The organism is Marivirga sp., from assembly GCF_024636815.1.
In the GTDB taxonomy this organism is placed as follows: Bacteria; Bacteroidota; Bacteroidia; order Cytophagales; family Cyclobacteriaceae; genus Marivirga.
Map to the genome: position 1 here is coordinate 1 of NZ_JAGXGF010000239.1, position 19,788 is coordinate 19,788.

The following is a 19,788-nucleotide window of genomic DNA, read 5'->3' on the forward strand; positions in this document are numbered from 1 at the left end:
GAAGGAAATAAAAATGGCAAACCAACATCGCACCGCTACGACCGCCTACCCTTGCTACCTTCCGGTCCTGGGGGAGTTCAGCAGGAGCTGGTCGTGCCGATTTGCCGATGCAAATGTAGGAAGAAGGATTGGATTTGTAAACCCTGAGTTGTGAAAAATTGTAAAGAAATTTTATGTCGCTGATTTAAAGAGGGTTAGAAATTTAAAGAAATTTAATGAATCTAATTATGATATAAACCGTGTAAAAGAAACTAATATGATGTAATTAAATCGTATTTTTGCAATCCTTCAAACGGAAGGACCAATTAATTGACATATGGGGTTGACCGGTATTGACGGTAAGTGTGAATTATGTATCAGCATGCAGGGTGGAGAATGTACATCCTTAAGTAATTCATTCCAACTATAATTGGCGAATCTAATTACGCCATGGCTGCATAATCTTAATTTATTAAGATAAAGCTTTAAGGGTTGAGTCCCCAAAAGGATTCCCCAGCCACATTCCTCGTTCCTTCGTTTTTCCGGGAGCGGTCAAGGAGTGTCGACAGGAGAAACTAGCGTGGTGATGCTATTAAGCCATTGCGAAACTCAAATAGCTAAGGCCTGCAACAGGACTGTTACTTTCCATAACAGGCTCGAAAACCTAATTAGTAACTAAGCATGTAGAAGATACATCGTTTCCTTATCCGGACGAGGGTTCGAATCCCTCCAACTCCACAATAAAAGCCCTATAATTGATTTTATAGGGCTTTTTAGTCTAATAAAACCTAATATTTATTTAAATTTCGACTTTCTCTTCCATCTTAGGATAATCCGTATAGCCTTTATGCCCTGGGGTATAGAAAGTATCTTTATCCCATTCAGTTAATTCCGCACCTTCGGCAAAACGTTCTACCAAATCAGGGTTTGAAACATAAGGTTTACCATAAGCGACCATATCTGCATCGCCATCTTCAATCACTTTATTGCCTTTTTCTTGGTCAAAATGTGCGTTAATGATCAAATTTCCTTCGTAAACTGGACGATATCTTTTGGCTATTTCAGTTTCTGCATGTTCTACATCCGAGACATCATTAAATGGCTCTGAAAGATGTAAATAAGCTAAATCATAATTATTCAATTTTTCGATGATATGGTCAAAAGTCGGAATAGTCTCCTCATTTAAAGTCATTCCGAATATCCCATGCAAAGATGGATTCAATCTCAAACCAATTCTATTTTCCGGTATCACAGTTTTTATCTCATCAATAATATCAAAAAGTATTCTAGCTCTATTTTGTTTGTAACCTCCATATATATCGGTTCTTTCATTGGAAGTAGAGCTAAAGAATTGGTGCAGTAAGTATCCGTTAGATGAATGAATTTCCACACCGTCAAAACCTGCTTCCCAAGCATTGGCAGCTGCATTTTTGAAGTCCTGAATAGTTTGTTTAATATCTTCAAGTGTCATTTCCTTAGGAGTGACTGTATCCTTAAATCCTTCTGGCGTATAAGACTTTGCTTCGTGGTTTAGGGCAGAAGGTGCGTGAGGTAAATCTCCATTATGAAAATCAGGATGAGAAATTCTTCCTACATGCCACAGTTGTAAAAATATCTTCCCATCTTTTTCATGCACCATTTTGGTGACTTCTTTCCATCCTTCAGTTTGTTCTTTTGTATGAATGCCTGGCGTGTTTACATAACCAACAGCTTTTTCTGAGACTTGAGAGCCTTCGGTTATGATTAATCCGGCAGAAGCTCTTTGTTGGTAATATTCTCCTTGTAAATCTTTGGTAGGAATTTTACCTGGGTTGTCTGCACGGCTTCGTGTCATGGGAGCCATGATGACTCTATTTTTTAAGGTTAAATCTCCTAATTTGATGGGTTTTAACAATGCTTGATTATTATCCATAATTTTATTTTGTCTATTTTATCACTTTCTTTATAGTAAATAAAACAGCTTGTTTAAACTTATGGTTACAGCAATTGGAGATTATAATTGTAGTGAAAGATATATTTTATTCTTTTCCCCAACCCCAAGGTGCTTCAGGTGCTTCCACTTCTTCTGTTAAATCAAATTCCACTCTGATAGGTTGGTCGCTGCTCACTCTTCTTAAATTATAGGTGAAAGTAGAATCTGTGATACTGACCCACCAAACATTTCCAGCGGCAAAAGGTATTAAGTCAGTGGTTTCCTGGTCGGCAGGGAAATACTGCATACTTTCAAATCCTGTATTGGGGCTTGTTCCACCATACATGGTGATGTCAGTTGGGCTACCATCTTCATGTCGGTGATCGTGCTTTAATTGGATGTTATAATCATTTAAAGTAAAAATCCAGGTTCGGGAACGGTTTTCACCCACTACAAAAGGAATTCTTATCTGACCTTCTCCACATGATTTAAAATGCATCAATAAATCTTGCTGTTGAAAATCCTTAGGAACAGGAGCGGTCACAACTTTTCCTGCATAAGCTTTACCGCAGTGTTGTTCAAGCTTTTCCCAAAACAGAAGATGATTGACTTTTTCCTCTTGGGCAATGCATACATAACTAAAAGAGAATAATAGTATTGATAGGCTAAATAGGGTTTTCATGTTGAGATTTCTTCTGTAAAGTTCGAAAGATACTTCTTTGACTTATTTTTACCATATTTATTAACAGCTAAAGCTGTTTTTTATTTAACCACAATAGGAACAAAGAAAACAAAAGGACAGCTAAAGCTGTGAAAGTTTAACCACTGAGTTTCTCTAAGTTTTTCACAAAGATCACTGAGATAGAATCAGCTAAAGCTATATTTTATATCTAGTAGTATGCCTCAAGAAGGGATAAGCACTTAATTTATTTTGATTTTTAATTCTTTTCCATACTTGCAAAAAGAAATATTAGTAAATAATATTTTTACTTTAACCACAATAGAAACAAAAGAACACAAGAGGTTTTATATAAATATAAAACTAAATCAGTACTATTTTGTAGTCAAAAGACTCAAAAAGTGTCAATTTTAACTTGTCTAATATATAGGACTTGGCTTTTAACCTAAAAAGAGAATGTTGATATTAAAAATAACCTCGGTTATTTTCCTTTGTGTTCTATTGTGGTTAATTAATTTCAGCTTTGCTGAAATCACTACAGTTTCAAGTGTCTACTTAAACCAAAAGGAAAGTAAGTTAAATTTTAGCACCTAAATAATTTTTAGAAAAACAAGGCAAATTAAATCTGAATCGAATTTAATTTGTTTTATAAGTTAATGATTATCAGTTAAATAGTAGCTTAAATCCATATTTCTTAAAATAAATTTAAATTCTCTGTAACTTTCACCACAGTTGTGCATCTCCCTATTGAAATGAGCGAAGAAAACTACTTTAAAAATATCTACCTGAGCCAGAAAAATAAGCTCTTCCGCTTTGGCTTCTTCTTCTTGAAAGATGAGGAGGAGGCTAAAGATGCGACTCAAGAAGCTTTAATCAAGATTTGGGATAAAAGAGCAGATTGGGAGTCAGTTGAAAATCCTGAGGCTTGGGGCATGCAAATAGTAAAGAATATTTGCCTAGATAGATTAAGGAAGAAAAAGACAGTCCAAAAGCATCATGATTCGCTCAAATTAGAGAAGACTTTTGGGCAAGATCCGGGCACGATTTCCCTTTGGCAAGACCAATGGAAAATCATGCAGGAAGTGATGGAGCAGTTGAGCGAAAAGCAAAAAACAGTCTTCATTTTAAGAGAAGTGGAAGGGAACAGTTATCAGGAAATAGCTGAAACTTTGGCAATATCCGAAGCACAGGTAAAATCTGATCTCTTCCGCTCAAGAAAATTTTTAAAAGAAAGCATGCAAAAAATAAATGACCATGGCATTAGAAAAACTCGAACAATCGCTTGATAAATACTGGTTGGGTGAGCTCAGCCAAGTAGAAGAAATGCAGTTCAAAAGTGAACTGAAAGCCAATAAGGACAGTCTGAAAGGGGAGCTAAAGCAAATGGCTGAATGGTTTGAGGGCCATGAAGAAGCTAAGCACGAATTGACCTTGGATGACAGCTTTGATGATAAAGTCATGGCAACAATTCAGAAGAAGTCAAAACCTACAGATAGTTGGAACTGGATGAAAGTTGCAGCCTCTATTTTGGTAGTATTCGCATTAGGTTTCTTCACTTGGTGGATGCCGATGCAGCAAGAACAAAAGCAATTGGCACAACAGGAACAAAAGGCCTATAAGGAAGCAAAAGCGACTTTAGAGTTGATGGCTTCCATGATGAATCATGGGAAAAAGCATTTAAGCTCTCTTGAAATGATCAATACAGCTCAGGAGAAAGTGAAAAATACTTTTCAACCCGACAGAAAAGAGAAAAAAGAAGGTCAAGACGGATGATTAGATAGAATCAAGAGTCTAGAGTCTAGAATCAAGACAGGAGATAGAATCTTAAATCAAAGTACCTAATACTTAGTACTTATAATTTAATTATTACTTAAAACTCAAATTGAAATGAAAAAGATAGGATTAATAGTTGCATTCGCTTTAGTAAGCATAGCAGCACAGGCACAGAATACAGAATTCATGAAATTTTATAATAAATACTCATCAGATGAGACTTTTACTATAGTTTCAGTAAATCAGCGTATGATTGAATTATTCTCCAATTTTGAAGTAGAAGGAGAAGAAGAGGAAGCCATGAAAAAGGCAGTTTCAGGCTTGAAAGGCATTAAATTGATTGCCAATAGCAAAACCAGCCAAGGTGCTGCTCTATTTTCAGAAGCAAACGCAGCATTTTTAAAAGGCTATGATGAATTGATGACCGTAAGAGATGGGGATTCTGATATTAGATTTCTTATTCAGGAAAAAGATGGATACGTTAGCGAGTTGGTGATGTTGGTAGGAAGTGATAGCAGTTTTGTAGCCGCTAGCATTTTCGGTCAAATTGACTTAAAGCAAATGTCTAAAATGGCAAAAGGGCTCAATATTTCCGGTATGGAAAATCTAGAGCAGCTGGAAAACATGGAAGATGACCAGAAATAATTTAGATATATAAACTTAATTTTAGCAAGGGCAAGTATTGACTTACCTTGCTTTTTTCATTTAAACTAAACAGATCATGCGACTATTAATTCTATCTATATTTACCCTATTTATATTTTCAGCTTGTGAGCAAAAAATTGAAGATCCGCTCAAAAGCCTTCAGGAGAAGAAAATCCATACTTTAAATCTTAATCTTTATCCCAGCAATTTGAAGATGGTCAATTCCAACAATGATCCTAATTTTGAAGAGGCTACTAAAGACATTAAAAAGCTTCATGTTTTACAAATTCAATGGGATGATGAATCGAAGAAAGCAGAATATGCAGAGTGGAAAAGCAAGCAGGATTTTACAGAATGGGAATCGATTTTTACTGCAAGAATAGAAAATGCAGATATTGAAATTAAAGCTCCTGAAGGTAGAGAAGGTATTTTGTATGCTTCCGTTGATACTAAGGACGGACTTTTTGTTGGTTTTCTGGAAGGGAAATTTGATATTTCGCAAGTTCCTGCACTCATGAAAGCTGATTTAGATTTAGGTCCTATTGGCGATTTCATTGAGGATAAAGAAAAGAAAAAGCAACAAAGAGAGAAATGGCAAAAAATGCGGAACGAAATGAATGAAGATTCCACTGAAGTAAAGTCTGATAGTATTCAAGAATAAAATTTTATGGCTGAAAATATTTTAGAAATTTCAGGACTGAATAAAAGATACGGAAATATTCAGGCAGTTAATAATCTAGAGTTAAAAGTTGAAAAAGGAACCGTTTTTGGGCTCTTAGGTCCTAATGGAAGTGGGAAAAGCACCACATTAGGAATTCTTTTGGGTGTTGTCCAAAAGGATTCTGGAGTGTTCAAATGGTTTGGAGATGAGCCAACTGCATCTCAAAGAAGAAGGTTGGGAGCTATATTGGAAAGCCCCACTTTTTATCCCTATCTCTCAGGAATTCAAAATTTAAAAATAGTCTGTAAAATTAAGGAAGTGCCTGAAAACAGAATTATGGAAGTCTTGGAACAGGTAGGCTTAGCAAAAAGAGCGCAATCTCCTTTTAAGACTTATTCACTAGGTATGAAACAGCGTCTGGCTATAGCTTCTGCTCTGCTTTCAGATCCAGAGATTTTAATTTTAGATGAACCTACTAATGGTCTTGATCCACAAGGAATTGCTGAAATCAGAGAACTAATCATCACCATTGCCCAACAAGGCAAGACTATCATTTTAGCAAGCCATTTATTGGATGAAGTACAAAAAGTATGTACTCATTTTGCAGTTTTAAAGCAAGGAGAGAAGATCTTTCAAGGCACTGTTGCGGAGAGTTTGATGGGTAATGAAGGAGTAGAGTTGCTGGCAGATGATTTGGAAAGATTGAAGACTGCAGTAGGTGGTTTTCCTGCTTTTGTAGATATGAAAATCAATAATTTGGGCAGATTGGAAGTACAATTGTCAAAAGAGACACTTATTCAGGATTTCCATCAATATTTAATTGAAAAAGGAATTGTCTTAACACATCTAGCCTACATTAATAAGTCTCTGGAGAAACAATTTTTACAACTTTTATCCGCAAAATCATGATATTGAAATTTTTACAAATAGAATGGTTGAAGCTTAAGAATTATAAGACTTTTACCCGACTGGCATCGCTTTATTTTTTACTATTACTTTTGATATTAAGTAGTGTAAAATTACTCTTGGCTTGGATAACCAGTATGGGGGCTGAGTTCGAAGGCATAAGTCCAGATATCATTCCTTTCTATAATTTCCCTGATGTATGGCAGAATTTGACCTATTTAGCCTCTTATTTGAAATTTTTCCTGGCTTTTATAGTAATAATTTCTGTCACCAATGAATATTCCTATAGAACCATTCGCCAGAATATCATAGACGGAATGTCACCAACAGATTTCCTTTTGGCAAAGCAAAGCATGATTGTGGCATTTAGCCTCTTCAATATGCTGGTTATTTGGTTTTCGGGAACACTTATGGGGCTTTTTTATGGTTCAGGGTTCAGCTTTAGTTCATATATGACGGATATGGAATTCCTGTTGGCTCATTTTCTGGAACTTATCACATTCCTGAATTTAGCCATGCTGATTTCTGTATTGATGAAGAAAGCGGGTTTTGCTATCATTGGTTTGTGTTTTTACGCTATCTTTTTGGAGCCTGCTTTAGTAGGAATCTTAAATTATAAATTTGATGACCATTGGTTAATCACACTTTTCCCTATTCATGCAATCAACAATTTGATTGAAATTCCATTTCAAAGATATGTATTTATGGAAATCCAGGATTTTGTGAAGGTAAGCAGTGCTCTAATAACTATAGCATGGTTGATCATCAGCATTGGATTAAATTATGTATTGATTGCCAAAAGAGATATTAATTGATGGATGAAGGATTTACTTCATGAGATAAACAATTGTACTGTGTGTTTACCTAAACTCCCCTTAGGAGCTAATCCTGTAGTGCAAGCATCTCCTCAGAGTAAAATTGCTATTATTGGCCAAGCTCCTGGCATTAAAGTACATCAATCAGGCATTCCTTGGGATGATAAAAGTGGTGATAATTTGAGGAATTGGTTGGGAGTGGAGAAAGAGATTTTTTATGATGAAAATATCTTCGCTTTAATCCCTATGGGGCTTTGCTATCCAGGAACAAGGAATTCAGGTGATTTACCACCCATGAAGATTTGTGCTCCACTTTGGCATGAAAAGCTTTTTCAAATGATGCAAGATGTAGAGCTTACTCTATTGTTGGGTCAATATGCTCAGCGTTACTATTTAGGAAAAGAGACTAAAAAAACGCTTACTCAAACTGTCCAATCTTTCAGGGATTATAGTTCTGAATTTTTACCGTTACCTCATCCATCACCAAGAAATAATATTTGGCAAAGTAAAAATCCGTGGTTTAAAGAAGAGGTTTTGCCTTTCTTAAAATCACGGATTTCAGATATACTTTAATTATGTTTTTATACTGGGTTAAGCTACCGCAGAAATAGACTCAGTCTTCATTTCTTTTACCTTTTTATCATAACTTCCAGTCCCTAATTGATTCAATAGCGTGAAGTGACTTTGCAACGCCTGACCAAAGGATTTATGATGATGATAAGGAACTCCATATTCTTCTGCTGTCCGTTTTACTATAGGCGCAATCTTGCGATAATGAATATGACAAATATTAGGGAATAGATGGTGTTCTACCTGGTAGTTTAAACCACCTACTATCCATGAAAACCATCTTGAAGAGTTTGCGAAATTTGACGTGGTGCGCATTTGGTGAATTGCCCAGTTGTTTTCTACACTTCCATTTTCATCCACTTTATAAAAATCTGTTTCAGTAATCACGTGGGCAGATTGAAAAACTAAAGCTAATAGCAGTCCACTAATAAATTGCATTAATAAAAAGGCCAAAACAACTTGCCACCAAACTATTCCAGTGATCAATATAGGTGCTACTAAAGTAAGGGCAACATACCACGCTTTATTGAATAGCATTAAACTTAAACTTTTTTTGAATGTCAATCCTTGTCCTTTTAATAAGCCTCTTTTATTGTAACGGATTAATTGGTCTATGTCTTTAGCTATCACCCAATAGAATGTCATTAATCCATAAAGAATTGGAGCATAGTAAGCTTGAAATTTAAAAATACCTTTACGTTCCTGATGTGGAGAAAATCTAATGATTCCTTTTTTATCTATATCTTCATCATATTCATCAATATTGGTAAAGGAATGATGTAAGACATTATGCTGAATTTTCCAGTTGATGTGATAAGCCCCAAGGAAGTTGGCAGTAAAGCCTAAAGCTTTATTAACCTTATTGTTTTTAGAATAAACTCCATGATTGGCATCGTGCATGACACATAATCCAATACCAGCCATACCAAAACCCATTATGATGTAGAGCGGTAATGCTACTGCCACACTGCTGACCATACCACTTAGCAAAAATGCCAAAGGTGTAAAGTATAACAAAAGCATGAAAGCTGTTTTCACTCTCATAGCATTATTGGCATATTTGGAAATATTGTTTTCCTTAAAATATTGCCCCACTCTTTCTCTCAGTGTTTTTACAAATTCAGGATTGTCGTTGGCGTTAAATTTTACTATGTTCTTGTTCATAAAAATTTCTTATTACTCTAAGGTAGCTTAAATTCAATCAAATATGTTGTAAAATTCCCATGTTTTAGACGAATGAATTTAACTCGTATAATTTCAATTATTTTAAAACTTGAATATGAGAATAATGCATTTATTATACTTTCATATAATTCGTATTATTTAAAACTGCTTAAGATTAATTTCATATATTTATTACGTCAGTTTAAATAATTGAAACTCAATTTGATCTATTTAAACATTTTAAAGCTATATAACCGATTGTTGTCGATTTTAATTTCCTGATGACCAAAATTATTCAGTTTGCTTAATTTGCCAAAAAAAAGAGGTAAAATCTTTGAAAAATGCACTTGTGTTTAATTTTTGTTTAGATAGGATAAACATTAATTCAACAAGATTTTTTTCTGAAAATAAAGTACTTTTGCATTTAAATTAGATGAGTAAAGTTGGGATTTATAATTATTTCAATAAAAAAGCCATGATTGATTTAAAAACATGGCTTCTCTATAAAATGAAATTGAATTTAAATTTCACTCTTCGTCTTTATAAATAAACACTTTAGGGGAGTCTTTTTCATTCATATAACCTCTGTACATTCCAGAAGTATTGAACGGCATTGTGATATTTCCAGCTCTATCTAAAGCGATGAAACCGCCTGAACCACCAAACTCTACTAACTCTTCATAAACAATTTTATTAGATGCTGCATCTAAGCTCATGCCAGCATATTTCATTTTGGCAGCTACATCATAAGCCACAACTGAACGAATAAAATATTCACCATGACCAGTTGCTGAAACGCCACAAGTTTCATTGTCTGCATAAGTTCCTGCTGCAATTATAGGAGCATCTCCTATTCTTCCATATCTTTTATTAGTCATTCCTCCGGTGGAAGTTCCAGCGGCTATGTTTCCATCTTTATCTAAAGCCACACAACCTACTGTCCCGAATTTGCTATCGGGGAAATCTAATAAAGCAGCACTTCTATCTTTTTCTTCTTCTCTTTTCTTGACTCTTTGTAAAGCATCATACCTGCTTTGTGTAAAGAAATATTCAGGATCAACTAATTCCAAACCTTGTTCAGCGGCAAATTTCTCAGCTCCTTTTCCTGACATCATTACATGTGGACTATCATCCATAACAGAAAGAGCAGCCAAAATCGGGCTTTTAATAGTGGAAACACCAGCTACAGCACCAGCATTTCTTGTTTTGCCATCCATAACTGCTGCATCCAATTCATTTTTACCTTCATTTGTGAAAACGGCTCCAACTCCAGCATTAAAAAGGGGTGATTCTTCCATTATCTGAATAGCAGCTATTACGGCATCCATTGCAGGAGCACCTGATTCCAGTTTAGAATACCCAGCTTCCAGTGCTTCTTCAAGTTTAGCTCTATATTCCGCATCTTGCTTTTCCGTCATGTTTTCGCGCTCAATGGTACCTGCACCACCGTGAATTACAAGGCTAATAGGTCCTTGTTTTATTTCTTTTTCTTCTGTTTGGATTTCTCTGTCTTCTGGAGCCTCTCTTGTGGTTGGATCACATGCTATGATTAAAAAAAGCATTAAAATGCTTAAGTAGTATTGGTAAGTCTTTTTCATATTTCTATTTTTATCTGTTACTTAAATTTGCAACCAATATACTCAACTGAACTTCTTTTACCAAGATGAATAACTAAAGCGGTTATTTTCTTCCATAAGCGCCAAAAATTCAATAATTTTCGTCAATCTTTTTAAATCTTTGATTTATGCTGAAAATTTACAGAAATATACTTACCATCATTTTTTCAATATGCTCGCTAGTTGCTTTTTCACAAGCTGAGCAGAGTTTGTATTTTGTACAGACTTATGATAATGCAGGACAGCCTTTGCAAATAGGTACGGCCATTATTTTAGATGGTCAGGGAACGGGTGCTACTCACCAAAATTTGTTTATAGGCGCCACTAGTGCAAAAGTCTTTACTCAAGACAGCACAGTCCATAATATTTCTACTTTTAATGCTCACGACCCAGCAAGTGGATTGGTGAAATTTGCAGTAGATAATAATTTGAGTACCAAATTTCAGAAAGCATCTATTACAGCTGGAAAATTTGAGCAGGGCACTTCATTTAAACTATTGCAAGCGACTGATATTCAAAAAACGGAAAGTAGCGATGTGAAAATATCTAAATCAGCAGAGATAGAAGGCTATGGTCAATTTGCTGTGATTCCTGATAATTTAAAGGAATCAGCCATAGGAGCTGTCGTGTTTTCAGGTAATGATATGACAGGTATCATTTTAAATAAGGCAAATGGAATAAACGGTGCAGTAATTATCGATTTAAGTCGTTTGGGTAATGCCAATTCCATCACCAACGGGTTCTCCAATTTTACTCAAAGGATAGATGCGAATGGACATTTACTGTCTGCATTGAATGCGTATGCAAATGAAGAGTGGTCAAATGCTTTAAATGCTTTTGAAGAATTTGCCTATAAAAACCCTAAAGATGACTTTGCCTGGAAAATGGCAGGTTTTTCTGCTTTTGAAACTGAGAATTACGATAAAACCATCAATAATTTAAGCAATGCATTTAAAATAAAATCAAGTCCAAGAGCTTATTCGATTAGAGCATTTGCGCATTTTGAGCAAAAGAAATATACAGAAGCAATCAATGATTTTGCTCAAAGCCAAGATGAAAAAGTGAATGAAGCTAAGTGGCATGCATATAAAGGAATAGCACATTATGAATTAGATCAATTAGGTCAGGCTATTCCTGATTTGGAGAAAGCGGTGGAATTAAAATATGAAGATCCTCAAGTAAGCTACTATCTAGGAAATGCCCATTTTAAAAATGATGCTTTTGCCAAAGCTATAACGGCTTATGACCAAGCAGAAAAATTAGGCTATGAATCTGAAGTACTTTTCAATAATAGAGGAAAAGCTAAATTCCTGACTGAAAAGTATGAAGCTGCAATCGAAGATTACACCACTTCATTAGGTTTAAAAGCTAATTATCAGACAGCTCTTGAAAATAGGGGAGCGGCTTACTATAAGACTGAAGATTGGGAGAATTCCATAAAGGATTATGAAAAAGCTATCCAATTAGGAACCAATGATGCTGATGTTTTTCTGCAATTAGCCGAAGCTTATTTTAAAACTGAAAACTATTCATCAGCCATCAACAATTTTGATAAAGCAATAAATGGAGGTAAAAATGAAGCTGAAGTTTATAGAAAAAGAGGTATTGCCCATTTGGAAGAGGGAAATAATGATAAAGCGATTGCTGATTTCAATGCAGCTGTGCAAAGAGGTGCAAATGATGGCAAGATATTCCAACTTTTAGGAACAGCTCAATTTGAAAAAGGAACTTATGAAGATGCGCTACAAAATTTAGAAAGAGCTATATCATTTCAAGTTACAGATAGCAATCTTTTCAAAAATGCAGCCATAGCAAGCCAGAAGTTAAATAGAAATGAAGGAGCAATATCTTATTTCAAAAAAGCTATTGCAGCTGGAGCGAAATCTCCGAATGTTTTTGAGCAGTATGCAGTGCTTTTATATGAAGCAGGAAATATGCAAGAGGCTAAAATCAATATCGAAAGGGCTATGTCTGCAGGTGCTTCCGGAGAAAAACTATTTTTATACAAAGGGTATTTAGCTATAGCCGATAAAAATTGGGATGCAGCCATTTCCTCTTTGCAAAAAGCTAAAGATGGAGGAGTGAAAGAAGCAGGCTTATATTCCGCTTTAGGAAAAGCCTATTACCATAAAGATGATTATAATTTAGCTATAGAAAACTTTAAACAAGCATTTCAGGCAGGAGACCGGTCCGGTGAAAACTATGAATTGATAGGACAGTCATATTTTAAGGTGGAGAATTATGAGGAAGCTTCAAGAGCATTGAATTCAGCTATTCAAGGAGGAATTATTAATCAATCAGTTTATTTTGCTTTGGGACAATCGCTATTTGAACAAGGAAATTTCAAAAGTGCTGTAGATGCACTAACAAAAGCTGAAGAGCAAGGAGAAAGCAGTCTCGTTTTATTTGAAAAAAGAGGTCTGGCGCACAATGAATTGAAATCTGCTGAGCCTGCCATAACTGATTTATCGAAAGCGGCTGAGAAAGGCAGTAAAACTATTAAGGTTTATACCACTTTGGGAGATTTATATTTCCGAGAGCAAAACCTAATAAAGGCAGTTGAATCATATAGTAAAGCTATCAGTTTAGGAGCAAAAGATGCTATTATTTACAATAACAGAGGTAAAGCCAAATTTTTGCAAGATAAAATTTCGGAAGCAATAGCTGATTATAATTTAGCTTTAGCTGAAAATCCTAATTATGACCAAGCTTTACTAAACAGAGGTTCTGCATATTATAAACAAGAGAATTATTCATCTGCAATTTCTGATTTAGAAAAAACAGAAAAGAAAAGTCCTGAAGTTGCAGAAATGTTGGGTATGGCTTATTACAAAACTCAACAATTTGATAAAGCACTTCAAAATATGGAGGCTGCTATCAGTGGAGGTGTTAAGAATGCAGAGCTTTATTATTTCAAAGGGAATATTTTATTTGATAAGAAAGAATATCGTCAGGCTGTAAGTGATTTTCAAAAAGCAGAAGAAGGCGGAATAAATGAGGGTGCTTTATATGCCAAAATGGGAAATGCATTTTTTGAATTGGAAAATTTCAAACAATCAGCTGAGCAATTGACTAAAGCAGTTGATAAAGGAGTTTCTGATAAAGCAGTAATTGAGAATTTAGGAAATGCCCTTTATGAAGGGAAGCAATATGAAGAAGCAGCTAAGTTTTTGCAGAGAGCCATAGGATTTGGTACTCAAAATCCCAAAACGAATTATCATTATGCCAACACTTTATTTCGTCAGGACAGATTTAAGGATGCCATAAAATCATATGATGAAGCCATTGCATTAGGTCAAAAAGATGAAGTGATTTATAATAACAGAGGAAAGGCAAAGGCTAAATTAGAGCAGTTTGAACTAGCCATTCAGGATTATAATCAATCACTTTCTATAGATGAAAATTATGGACAGGCGATCTTAAACAGAGGAAATGCCTATTTTGAAATGGAAGCCTATCAAGAAGCATTGAATGATTTTGTGCGAGCGGTTGCATTGGCTCAAACTGATAATGATACTTTCGTGAAAATGGGCTTAAGTTATTATAATCTGGATAATTTCGATCAAACAATCGAATATATGAATCAAGCCTTCCAAACAGGAAATCAATCGGCAGATGTTTTCTACGGTAGAGGGAATGCTTATTATAATTTGGAACAATTAGATAATGCGTATTCTGATTTGAATCAGGCGGTTACTTTTGGAGACAAACACCCTGAAACATATTTTCACAGAGGGCAAATTAATTTTCAGAAAGAAGAATACGAACTGGCATTATCCGATTTTAATAAAGCAGAAGAATATGGTAGCAAAGCTGAGCAACTTTATTTCTTAAGGGCAAAAACACATTATTCATTAAATAACTGGGAAAAAGCTTTAGATGATTTCAATTTAGCAATTGCTGCTGACAAAGAACTTTATGAGGCATTTGCTTTACGCGGAAATACAAAGTTTCGTTTGGACGATCTGACTGGAGCAATTAATGATTACAATACTGCTATAGCAGGTGGAATTGAAGAAGCTATTTATTTTAATAATAGAGGTAAAGCAAAACAGTTGAGTGGCAATATAGAACAAGCTATTGAAGATTATGATAAAGCCATTTCAACTGATAGCGAATACGCAAGAGCTTATGAAAACAGGGCTTCTGCCAGATATGAGCTTAAAAATTATGCAGGAGTAATTGAAGATGTAGATAAGCTAGAGGATTTGGATGAAGCAAATCCTAATGCATTTTATATCAAAGCCGAATCCTATTATGCTTTGGAAGATTGGGTAGGTGCTATTTCTTATTTTGAAAGAGCTATTCAAGGAGATGTCATCAAATCAGATTCATATTTCAAAAGAGGAAGATCGTATTTGGAAGTAGAGGATTATCAAGCCGCTTTAGATGATTTCAATCGTGCTGCTGAAGCAGACCCATCTAATGCAAGTATTTATTTATATCGAGCGCAGTGTTATTTATACTTAGGGGAAGTTCGCTATGCAGCGGAAGATTATTCTAAAGCCATTACGCTTGAACCTGAAAATACGGATGCTTATTACAACAGAGCAATTTTACGTGAAGAAACCGAAGATTGGGAAGGAGCATTACAGGATTATGACAAGGTTGTTCAGTTAAACCCAGTAGATGCATCAGCTTATTATTACAGAGGAAATGTAAAAGCTGTCCTTGAGAATTATCAGCCCGCCTTGAAAGACTTGAATAAAGCCATCGAATTGAATTCTGAAGATGCTTCTTATTACAAATTACGAGGAAATATTTATTATCAGTTAGAAGATGATTTGAAAGCCTGTGAAGATTGGAAAAGGGCAAAGAATATGGGTGATGAAAGTGTGAATTATTATATACAGCAGTACTGTGAGTAAGTATCAAGAGTCTAGAGACAAGAATCTAGACTCTTAATATGTCAGATGACAGTCAGACCGGCTTATCATTTAATTATCCCGAAATATTATTTATAACCATACTTGGTAATTATTTTAATTATTTGGAGTTTTGAACCACTAAAATAAACTTTATGATTAACCTTAGTACTACGAAATTCCTCAAGATTTTATTTAGTTTTATAGGAATAGCTTATTTGTTAACTTTTATATATTCTGTATTCTCATTTTTACAAAAATCAACAGCCTTTGAAATGGGGCAGGGATTAGGATATAATCTTGGTTTTGTAAGTTATTATTTAGTATTAATTGCAATTTCATTTACAACCTTTTTTCTAATCAATTTTATGGTTAGGAAATTTAGACTTGGCAATAAGTAATCGTATATAATCTTCCTAAAATTGACTCGATAGTAGGTGAAGTGCAAAATATCAAATCCCGCATAGTTATGGCTCCATCGGAGCCTACTTATGGTAACAAAATAACAATGGTTCATCTAAGCTCTGTAAGAGCGACCTTATTGGTAAAATACTTCGAGACTCAATCAATTTATATACGGTCGTTCCTACGGAACTTATGGGTATTCCATAGACTTTAATTACCATAAGACCGTTCCTCTGGAACTTTTTTTCAGCTATCTCAAGTTTGTATAAACTATTGTATGTCCTAAGATATTCTATAACTCGGACAATAAACTGAACATTTTAGCATCTAGCACCCATCACTTCCACTTATTTATTTATTTCATTGCTACCTCCGAATCTACAACACAGACCTAATTTCCCATCAGGGGATTAAGAGGCTTCATCCAACTCCCAACTTTTAAACTATGAATCTTTTCATGCGTTTACTCTATTTAATTCATTCAATAAATAGAGTCCTATGCTGAATTCTGACCAATTTTCTCAAAATCCTAATCTTTATATTTTTCTACCCCTTTATTACACGCTTTTGGAAGATTTCAATCTGACAAAGCATGATATTGAAACCATGAAGAAGTTAATTGATTCACAATCGTGGTTGAAAAAGGAAGAAGTGGAGTTGTTGGAGCAATATCTAAATCCAAATCAAAAACCGTCCGCTCAGGAACTGAAAAATTGGAGAAATCAGATTCAGTTTATTAAACCCCAAAATCTTAAAAACCTCACTTCTCTGGGATTTGAATTGGTAAAAGCCCATCAAAATGGAAATGATTTAATAATTACTGAAAAGGATAAAAAGGCTTTTCAAAAGGCGGAAAAAGAATTAGGCTTAATCTTTAATGAAGCAGCATACAGATTTGAAGACAGTCATTCTACCATTACTTCAGAACAAAAATCAAAATCTTCTTTTGACCCCAAGCTGATGCAGGAAATTTTGGATGGCTCAAAAATTGAATTGATACAAAAAGTAAAAGACACTTTAACTAAGCCAGAATTTGCCTATCATCAACATGAGAAAATAGCAGATCAAAGAGCACAAGTTTTAGAATGGTGCAAATTATTAGCCAAAGAAGGCTATGGTTCATGGGCTTTTCCTAGAGAATATGGAGGTAGAGATGATATGGAAGGTTATTTCACCATCATGGAAACCTTGAGTTATCATGATTTAAGTATGGTGATAAAATTTGGTGTGCAGTTTGGATTATGGGGAATGAGCATCTATTTCCTTGGAACTGAAAAACATCATCAAAAATATCTAGAAGATATTGGCTCATTGGAATTGCCTGGTTGTTTTGCCATGACAGAAACCAATCACGGATCCAATGTAAGAGGATTAGAAACCACTGCCACTTATAATCATCAAGATAAAACTTTCACTATTCATACACCTTATACAGATGCTCGAAAAGAATATATTGGGAATGCAGCCTTGCATGGTCAGAAAGCGACTGTATTTGCAAAATTAATTATAGATGGAGATGATTATGGAGTCAATGCTTTTGTGGTTCCATTGAGAAATAAAGAAGGTAAATTGCACCCTGGAGTAGAGATTGAAGATTGTGGTCCTAAAATGGGCTTAAATGGAGTGGATAATGGATTAATTGCTTTTGATAAAGTAGTAATTCCAAAAGATGATATGCTTGATAAATTTGCATCAGTTGATGATGAAGGTAATTTCCAAAGCTCTATTTCATCCGATAATAAGCGGTTTTTCACCATGTTGGGAACCTTGGTAGGCGGAAGAATTGGTATTCCACGTTCTGGCTTATCAGCTGCCAAATCAGGTTTGACCATTGCGATTCGATATGCCAACCAACGCAAGCAATTTGGTCCCGAAGGTGGGGGAGAAGTGCCTATTTTAAATTATAGAATGCACCAAAGAAGATTGATGCCACTTTTGGCAAAAAGTTATGCTATGCATTTTGCTTTGAAATATTTGACCAATCGATTTTTGACCAAATCTGAGGAGGAAGGACAAGAAATTGAAGCTTTGGCTGCGGGAATGAAGGCTTACGGGACATGGTTTACCACTGCGGCTCTTCAAGAATGTAGAGAAGCCTGTGGAGGCAAAGGATATTTGTCTGAAAACAGAATCGATGCGCTGAAAAACGACACCGATGTTTATACCACTTTTGAAGGAGATAATACTGTATTGATGCAATTAGTTGCTAAAAGCCGATTGACAGAATTCAAAAGAGAGATGGGAGATATGAATTTTACCACCATTTTTAATTATCTCAGTAAACAAGCAAAAACGTCATTTACAGAAAAGAATCCAATTGCCGTGAGAAGCACGGACGGAAAACATTTATTAGATTTTGAATTTCATTTGAGTGCTTTCAAATTTAGAGAAAGAGCGATAGTTACATCTGCAGGTCAGCGTATAAAAAGACTTGTAGATGAAGGAATGGATTCATTTGATGCGGTTAATGTAGCACAGCATCATTTGGTGAATGTTGGGAGATCTTATATAGAAAGAAAAGTATTGGAGAGATTTCAACTGGCAGTAGAAACCACTCAAAATGAAGCCTGCAAAAAATCACTTCAGCAACTATGTCAATTATATGCTTTACATACCATCGAACAAAACAAAGGTTGGTATTTAGAGCAAGGCTATATGGAAGGCATAAAAACCAAAGCTATTCGCAAAATGGTCAATCAATTATGCTGGGAATCTAGACAAGATGCCATAGGATTTACGGATGCATTTGGCATTCCTGATAAACTGCTTGCAGCTCCTATAGCAGCCCCCTAACCCCCAAAGGGGGAATTAGTTAGTGGGATGCAACAGCATGGAGTAGGAACAAACCTAGCTTAAGGTACCAGCTTTCCATCCACTTAAAAAACAAAAGAATTTCTGTGCGTAGTTCCCCCTTTGGGGGTTAGGGGGCTGGTCTAATACTCTCCAAATTTCACACTCACCATACTATTATACTCCATACCCAGCAATTCCGCTGCATTTCCTTGCTTAATACCGATTTCCAATACGCCTTGATCATTGAAAATAGCAAAAGCTTCACCTCCCTGGCTTTCGTGATAATGCTTTTGGACACCAGTTAAAGAATAATTTCTGAATTTTATTTGAACGCTTTTTCCTTTGCTTAAAATATCATAATCGTACCGAAGGATATCGGTAATGAGATTACCATAATCATCGATATGCACTACATGTCCTTGAATAATTTCCCTTGTAGCTTTTACTTTAGGTGTGATAAATTTCTTAAAATCTTCTGCAGCTAAAGATTCTCCAATGCCATCTAAATTGCCTGATTTTAATATTTTAACTACAGTGGAAGCTAAAATATCCTTAGCTGGAAAATTACCTTTGATTTCTTTTTCCGATGAGATTTTTATGATTTTATCCGGATCTTTTTCTCTTAATAAGCTCAGTAAACCGTTATTACTACCTAAGAAAAAATGATTTTTGATTTCTACAGCAATCATTTCTTCATTTGGCTCAGACCGGGAATTCACAGCTACCAAATGAACACTTCCCTCAGGAAAATCTTTATAAACGGATTTTAAAACATATGCCGCATGAATGATATCATGCTTAGTGATGTTATGAGATATGTCAATCACTTGAAGATTAGTATCTTCACTCAGTATTTTGGCTTTGACCGCTGCCACATAATGGTCGCGCCAACCGAAATCTGATAGAAAAGTGATCAAAGGCATACAAAAAATTGAATTATTGTTAAATTTGTTAAAAACAAAATTACATAAATTTCAGTACTAACATATTGAGACATCATAAATA

The 19,788-nt window shown here is 35.1% G+C and carries 14 protein-coding genes and 2 other RNA genes; 10 read left to right on the forward strand and 6 right to left on the reverse strand.

Translation table 11 applies throughout. The features are described 5' to 3' along the window. Positions 1 to 10: 10 nt before the first annotated feature. Positions 11 to 108: signal recognition particle sRNA small type (ffs, locus tag Q0L29_RS17095), an RNA gene on the reverse strand. Between the two features lie 210 nt (positions 109 to 318). Between ffs and ssrA the strand changes: the two genes are divergently transcribed. Further along, positions 319 to 720, forward strand: a transfer-messenger RNA (tmRNA) gene (gene ssrA, locus Q0L29_RS17100). A gap of 58 nt (positions 721 to 778) precedes the next feature. Here the strand turns inward: ssrA and Q0L29_RS17105 are convergent. Further along, complete coding sequence (locus Q0L29_RS17105; RefSeq protein ID WP_296623644.1) at positions 779 to 1,891, reverse strand: alkene reductase; 1,113 nt, start codon at positions 1,889 to 1,891, stop codon at positions 779 to 781. A 106-nt stretch (positions 1,892 to 1,997) separates the two neighbouring features. Then, complete coding sequence (locus Q0L29_RS17110) at positions 1,998 to 2,573, reverse strand: hypothetical protein (RefSeq protein ID WP_296623646.1); 576 nt, start codon at positions 2,571 to 2,573, stop codon at positions 1,998 to 2,000. A gap of 749 nt (positions 2,574 to 3,322) precedes the next feature. Between Q0L29_RS17110 and Q0L29_RS17115 the strand changes: the two genes are divergently transcribed. From Q0L29_RS17115 to Q0L29_RS17145, 7 genes are all read left to right on the forward strand, one after another. Then, on the forward strand, positions 3,323 to 3,856 hold the full coding sequence (locus tag Q0L29_RS17115) for an RNA polymerase sigma factor (RefSeq protein WP_296623647.1): 534 nt from the start codon (positions 3,323 to 3,325) through the stop codon (positions 3,854 to 3,856). Beyond that, positions 3,825 to 4,343: a hypothetical protein gene (locus Q0L29_RS17120; protein WP_296623649.1), complete on the forward strand. Its 519-nt coding sequence runs from the start codon at positions 3,825 to 3,827 to the stop codon at positions 4,341 to 4,343. The genes Q0L29_RS17115 and Q0L29_RS17120 overlap by 32 nt, the downstream gene beginning before the upstream one ends. A gap of 114 nt (positions 4,344 to 4,457) precedes the next feature. Continuing rightward, the gene (locus Q0L29_RS17125) at positions 4,458 to 4,988 is read left to right on the forward strand and encodes a DUF4252 domain-containing protein (protein WP_296623651.1); all 531 of its coding nucleotides are present in this window, start codon (positions 4,458 to 4,460) and stop codon (positions 4,986 to 4,988) included. Between the two features lie 76 nt (positions 4,989 to 5,064). Continuing rightward, positions 5,065 to 5,649, forward strand: coding sequence for a DUF4252 domain-containing protein (locus Q0L29_RS17130; RefSeq protein WP_296623653.1), 585 nt, complete (start codon positions 5,065 to 5,067; stop codon positions 5,647 to 5,649). A 6-nt stretch (positions 5,650 to 5,655) separates the two neighbouring features. Then, positions 5,656 to 6,558 carry an ABC transporter ATP-binding protein gene (locus tag Q0L29_RS17135; RefSeq protein WP_296623655.1) on the forward strand — a complete coding sequence of 301 codons (903 nt, stop codon included), beginning with the start codon at positions 5,656 to 5,658 and terminating at the stop codon, positions 6,556 to 6,558. Further along, positions 6,555 to 7,370, forward strand: coding sequence for an ABC transporter permease subunit (locus Q0L29_RS17140; RefSeq protein WP_296623657.1), 816 nt, complete (start codon positions 6,555 to 6,557; stop codon positions 7,368 to 7,370). Before Q0L29_RS17135 ends, Q0L29_RS17140 begins: the two co-directional genes overlap by 4 nt. A gap of 39 nt (positions 7,371 to 7,409) precedes the next feature. Beyond that, positions 7,410 to 7,943 (forward strand): uracil-DNA glycosylase family protein, encoded by a 534-nt coding sequence (locus Q0L29_RS17145; protein WP_367275806.1) that lies wholly within the window; start codon positions 7,410 to 7,412, stop codon positions 7,941 to 7,943. A gap of 18 nt (positions 7,944 to 7,961) precedes the next feature. On the opposite strand, the gene Q0L29_RS17150 is transcribed toward Q0L29_RS17145, so the two are convergent. Both Q0L29_RS17150 and Q0L29_RS17155 read right to left on the reverse strand, forming a co-directional pair. Then, positions 7,962 to 9,104, reverse strand: coding sequence for an acyl-CoA desaturase (locus Q0L29_RS17150; protein WP_296623661.1), 1,143 nt, complete (start codon positions 9,102 to 9,104; stop codon positions 7,962 to 7,964). A gap of 527 nt (positions 9,105 to 9,631) precedes the next feature. Next, positions 9,632 to 10,702, reverse strand: a complete 1,071-nt coding sequence (locus tag Q0L29_RS17155) for an isoaspartyl peptidase/L-asparaginase family protein (RefSeq protein WP_296623662.1) — start codon at positions 10,700 to 10,702, stop codon at positions 9,632 to 9,634. A gap of 146 nt (positions 10,703 to 10,848) precedes the next feature. Here Q0L29_RS17155 and Q0L29_RS17160 point away from each other — a divergent pair, with 146 nt between their 5' ends. Together Q0L29_RS17160 and Q0L29_RS17165 are read left to right on the forward strand one after the other, a co-directional pair. Continuing rightward, positions 10,849 to 15,588, forward strand: coding sequence for a tetratricopeptide repeat protein (locus tag Q0L29_RS17160; RefSeq protein ID WP_296623664.1), 4,740 nt, complete (start codon positions 10,849 to 10,851; stop codon positions 15,586 to 15,588). 900 nt (positions 15,589 to 16,488) lie between these two features. Next, the gene (locus Q0L29_RS17165) at positions 16,489 to 18,783 is read left to right on the forward strand and encodes an acyl-CoA dehydrogenase (protein WP_296623667.1); all 2,295 of its coding nucleotides are present in this window, start codon (positions 16,489 to 16,491) and stop codon (positions 18,781 to 18,783) included. 140 nt (positions 18,784 to 18,923) lie between these two features. On the opposite strand, the gene Q0L29_RS17170 is transcribed toward Q0L29_RS17165, so the two are convergent. Continuing rightward, positions 18,924 to 19,706, reverse strand: coding sequence for an SAM-dependent chlorinase/fluorinase (locus Q0L29_RS17170; RefSeq protein WP_296623669.1), 783 nt, complete (start codon positions 19,704 to 19,706; stop codon positions 18,924 to 18,926). Positions 19,707 to 19,788: the final 82 nt, after the last annotated feature.

Coding starts and splice junctions, on each gene's coding strand:
- Q0L29_RS17105 (WP_296623644.1), bottom strand. CDS start 1,891: ATGGATAATAATCAAGCATTGTTAAAACCCATCAAATTAGGAGATTTA.
- Q0L29_RS17110 (WP_296623646.1), bottom strand. CDS start 2,573: ATGAAAACCCTATTTAGCCTATCAATACTATTATTCTCTTTTAGTTAT.
- Q0L29_RS17115 (WP_296623647.1), top strand. CDS start 3,323: ATGAGCGAAGAAAACTACTTTAAAAATATCTACCTGAGCCAGAAAAAT.
- Q0L29_RS17120 (WP_296623649.1), top strand. CDS start 3,825: ATGGCATTAGAAAAACTCGAACAATCGCTTGATAAATACTGGTTGGGT.
- Q0L29_RS17125 (WP_296623651.1), top strand. CDS start 4,458: ATGAAAAAGATAGGATTAATAGTTGCATTCGCTTTAGTAAGCATAGCA.
- Q0L29_RS17130 (WP_296623653.1), top strand. CDS start 5,065: ATGCGACTATTAATTCTATCTATATTTACCCTATTTATATTTTCAGCT.
- Q0L29_RS17135 (WP_296623655.1), top strand. CDS start 5,656: ATGGCTGAAAATATTTTAGAAATTTCAGGACTGAATAAAAGATACGGA.
- Q0L29_RS17140 (WP_296623657.1), top strand. CDS start 6,555: ATGATATTGAAATTTTTACAAATAGAATGGTTGAAGCTTAAGAATTAT.
- Q0L29_RS17150 (WP_296623661.1), bottom strand. CDS start 9,104: ATGAACAAGAACATAGTAAAATTTAACGCCAACGACAATCCTGAATTT.
- Q0L29_RS17155 (WP_296623662.1), bottom strand. CDS start 10,702: ATGAAAAAGACTTACCAATACTACTTAAGCATTTTAATGCTTTTTTTA.
- Q0L29_RS17160 (WP_296623664.1), top strand. CDS start 10,849: ATGCTGAAAATTTACAGAAATATACTTACCATCATTTTTTCAATATGC.
- Q0L29_RS17165 (WP_296623667.1), top strand. CDS start 16,489: ATGCTGAATTCTGACCAATTTTCTCAAAATCCTAATCTTTATATTTTT.
- Q0L29_RS17170 (WP_296623669.1), bottom strand. CDS start 19,706: ATGCCTTTGATCACTTTTCTATCAGATTTCGGTTGGCGCGACCATTAT.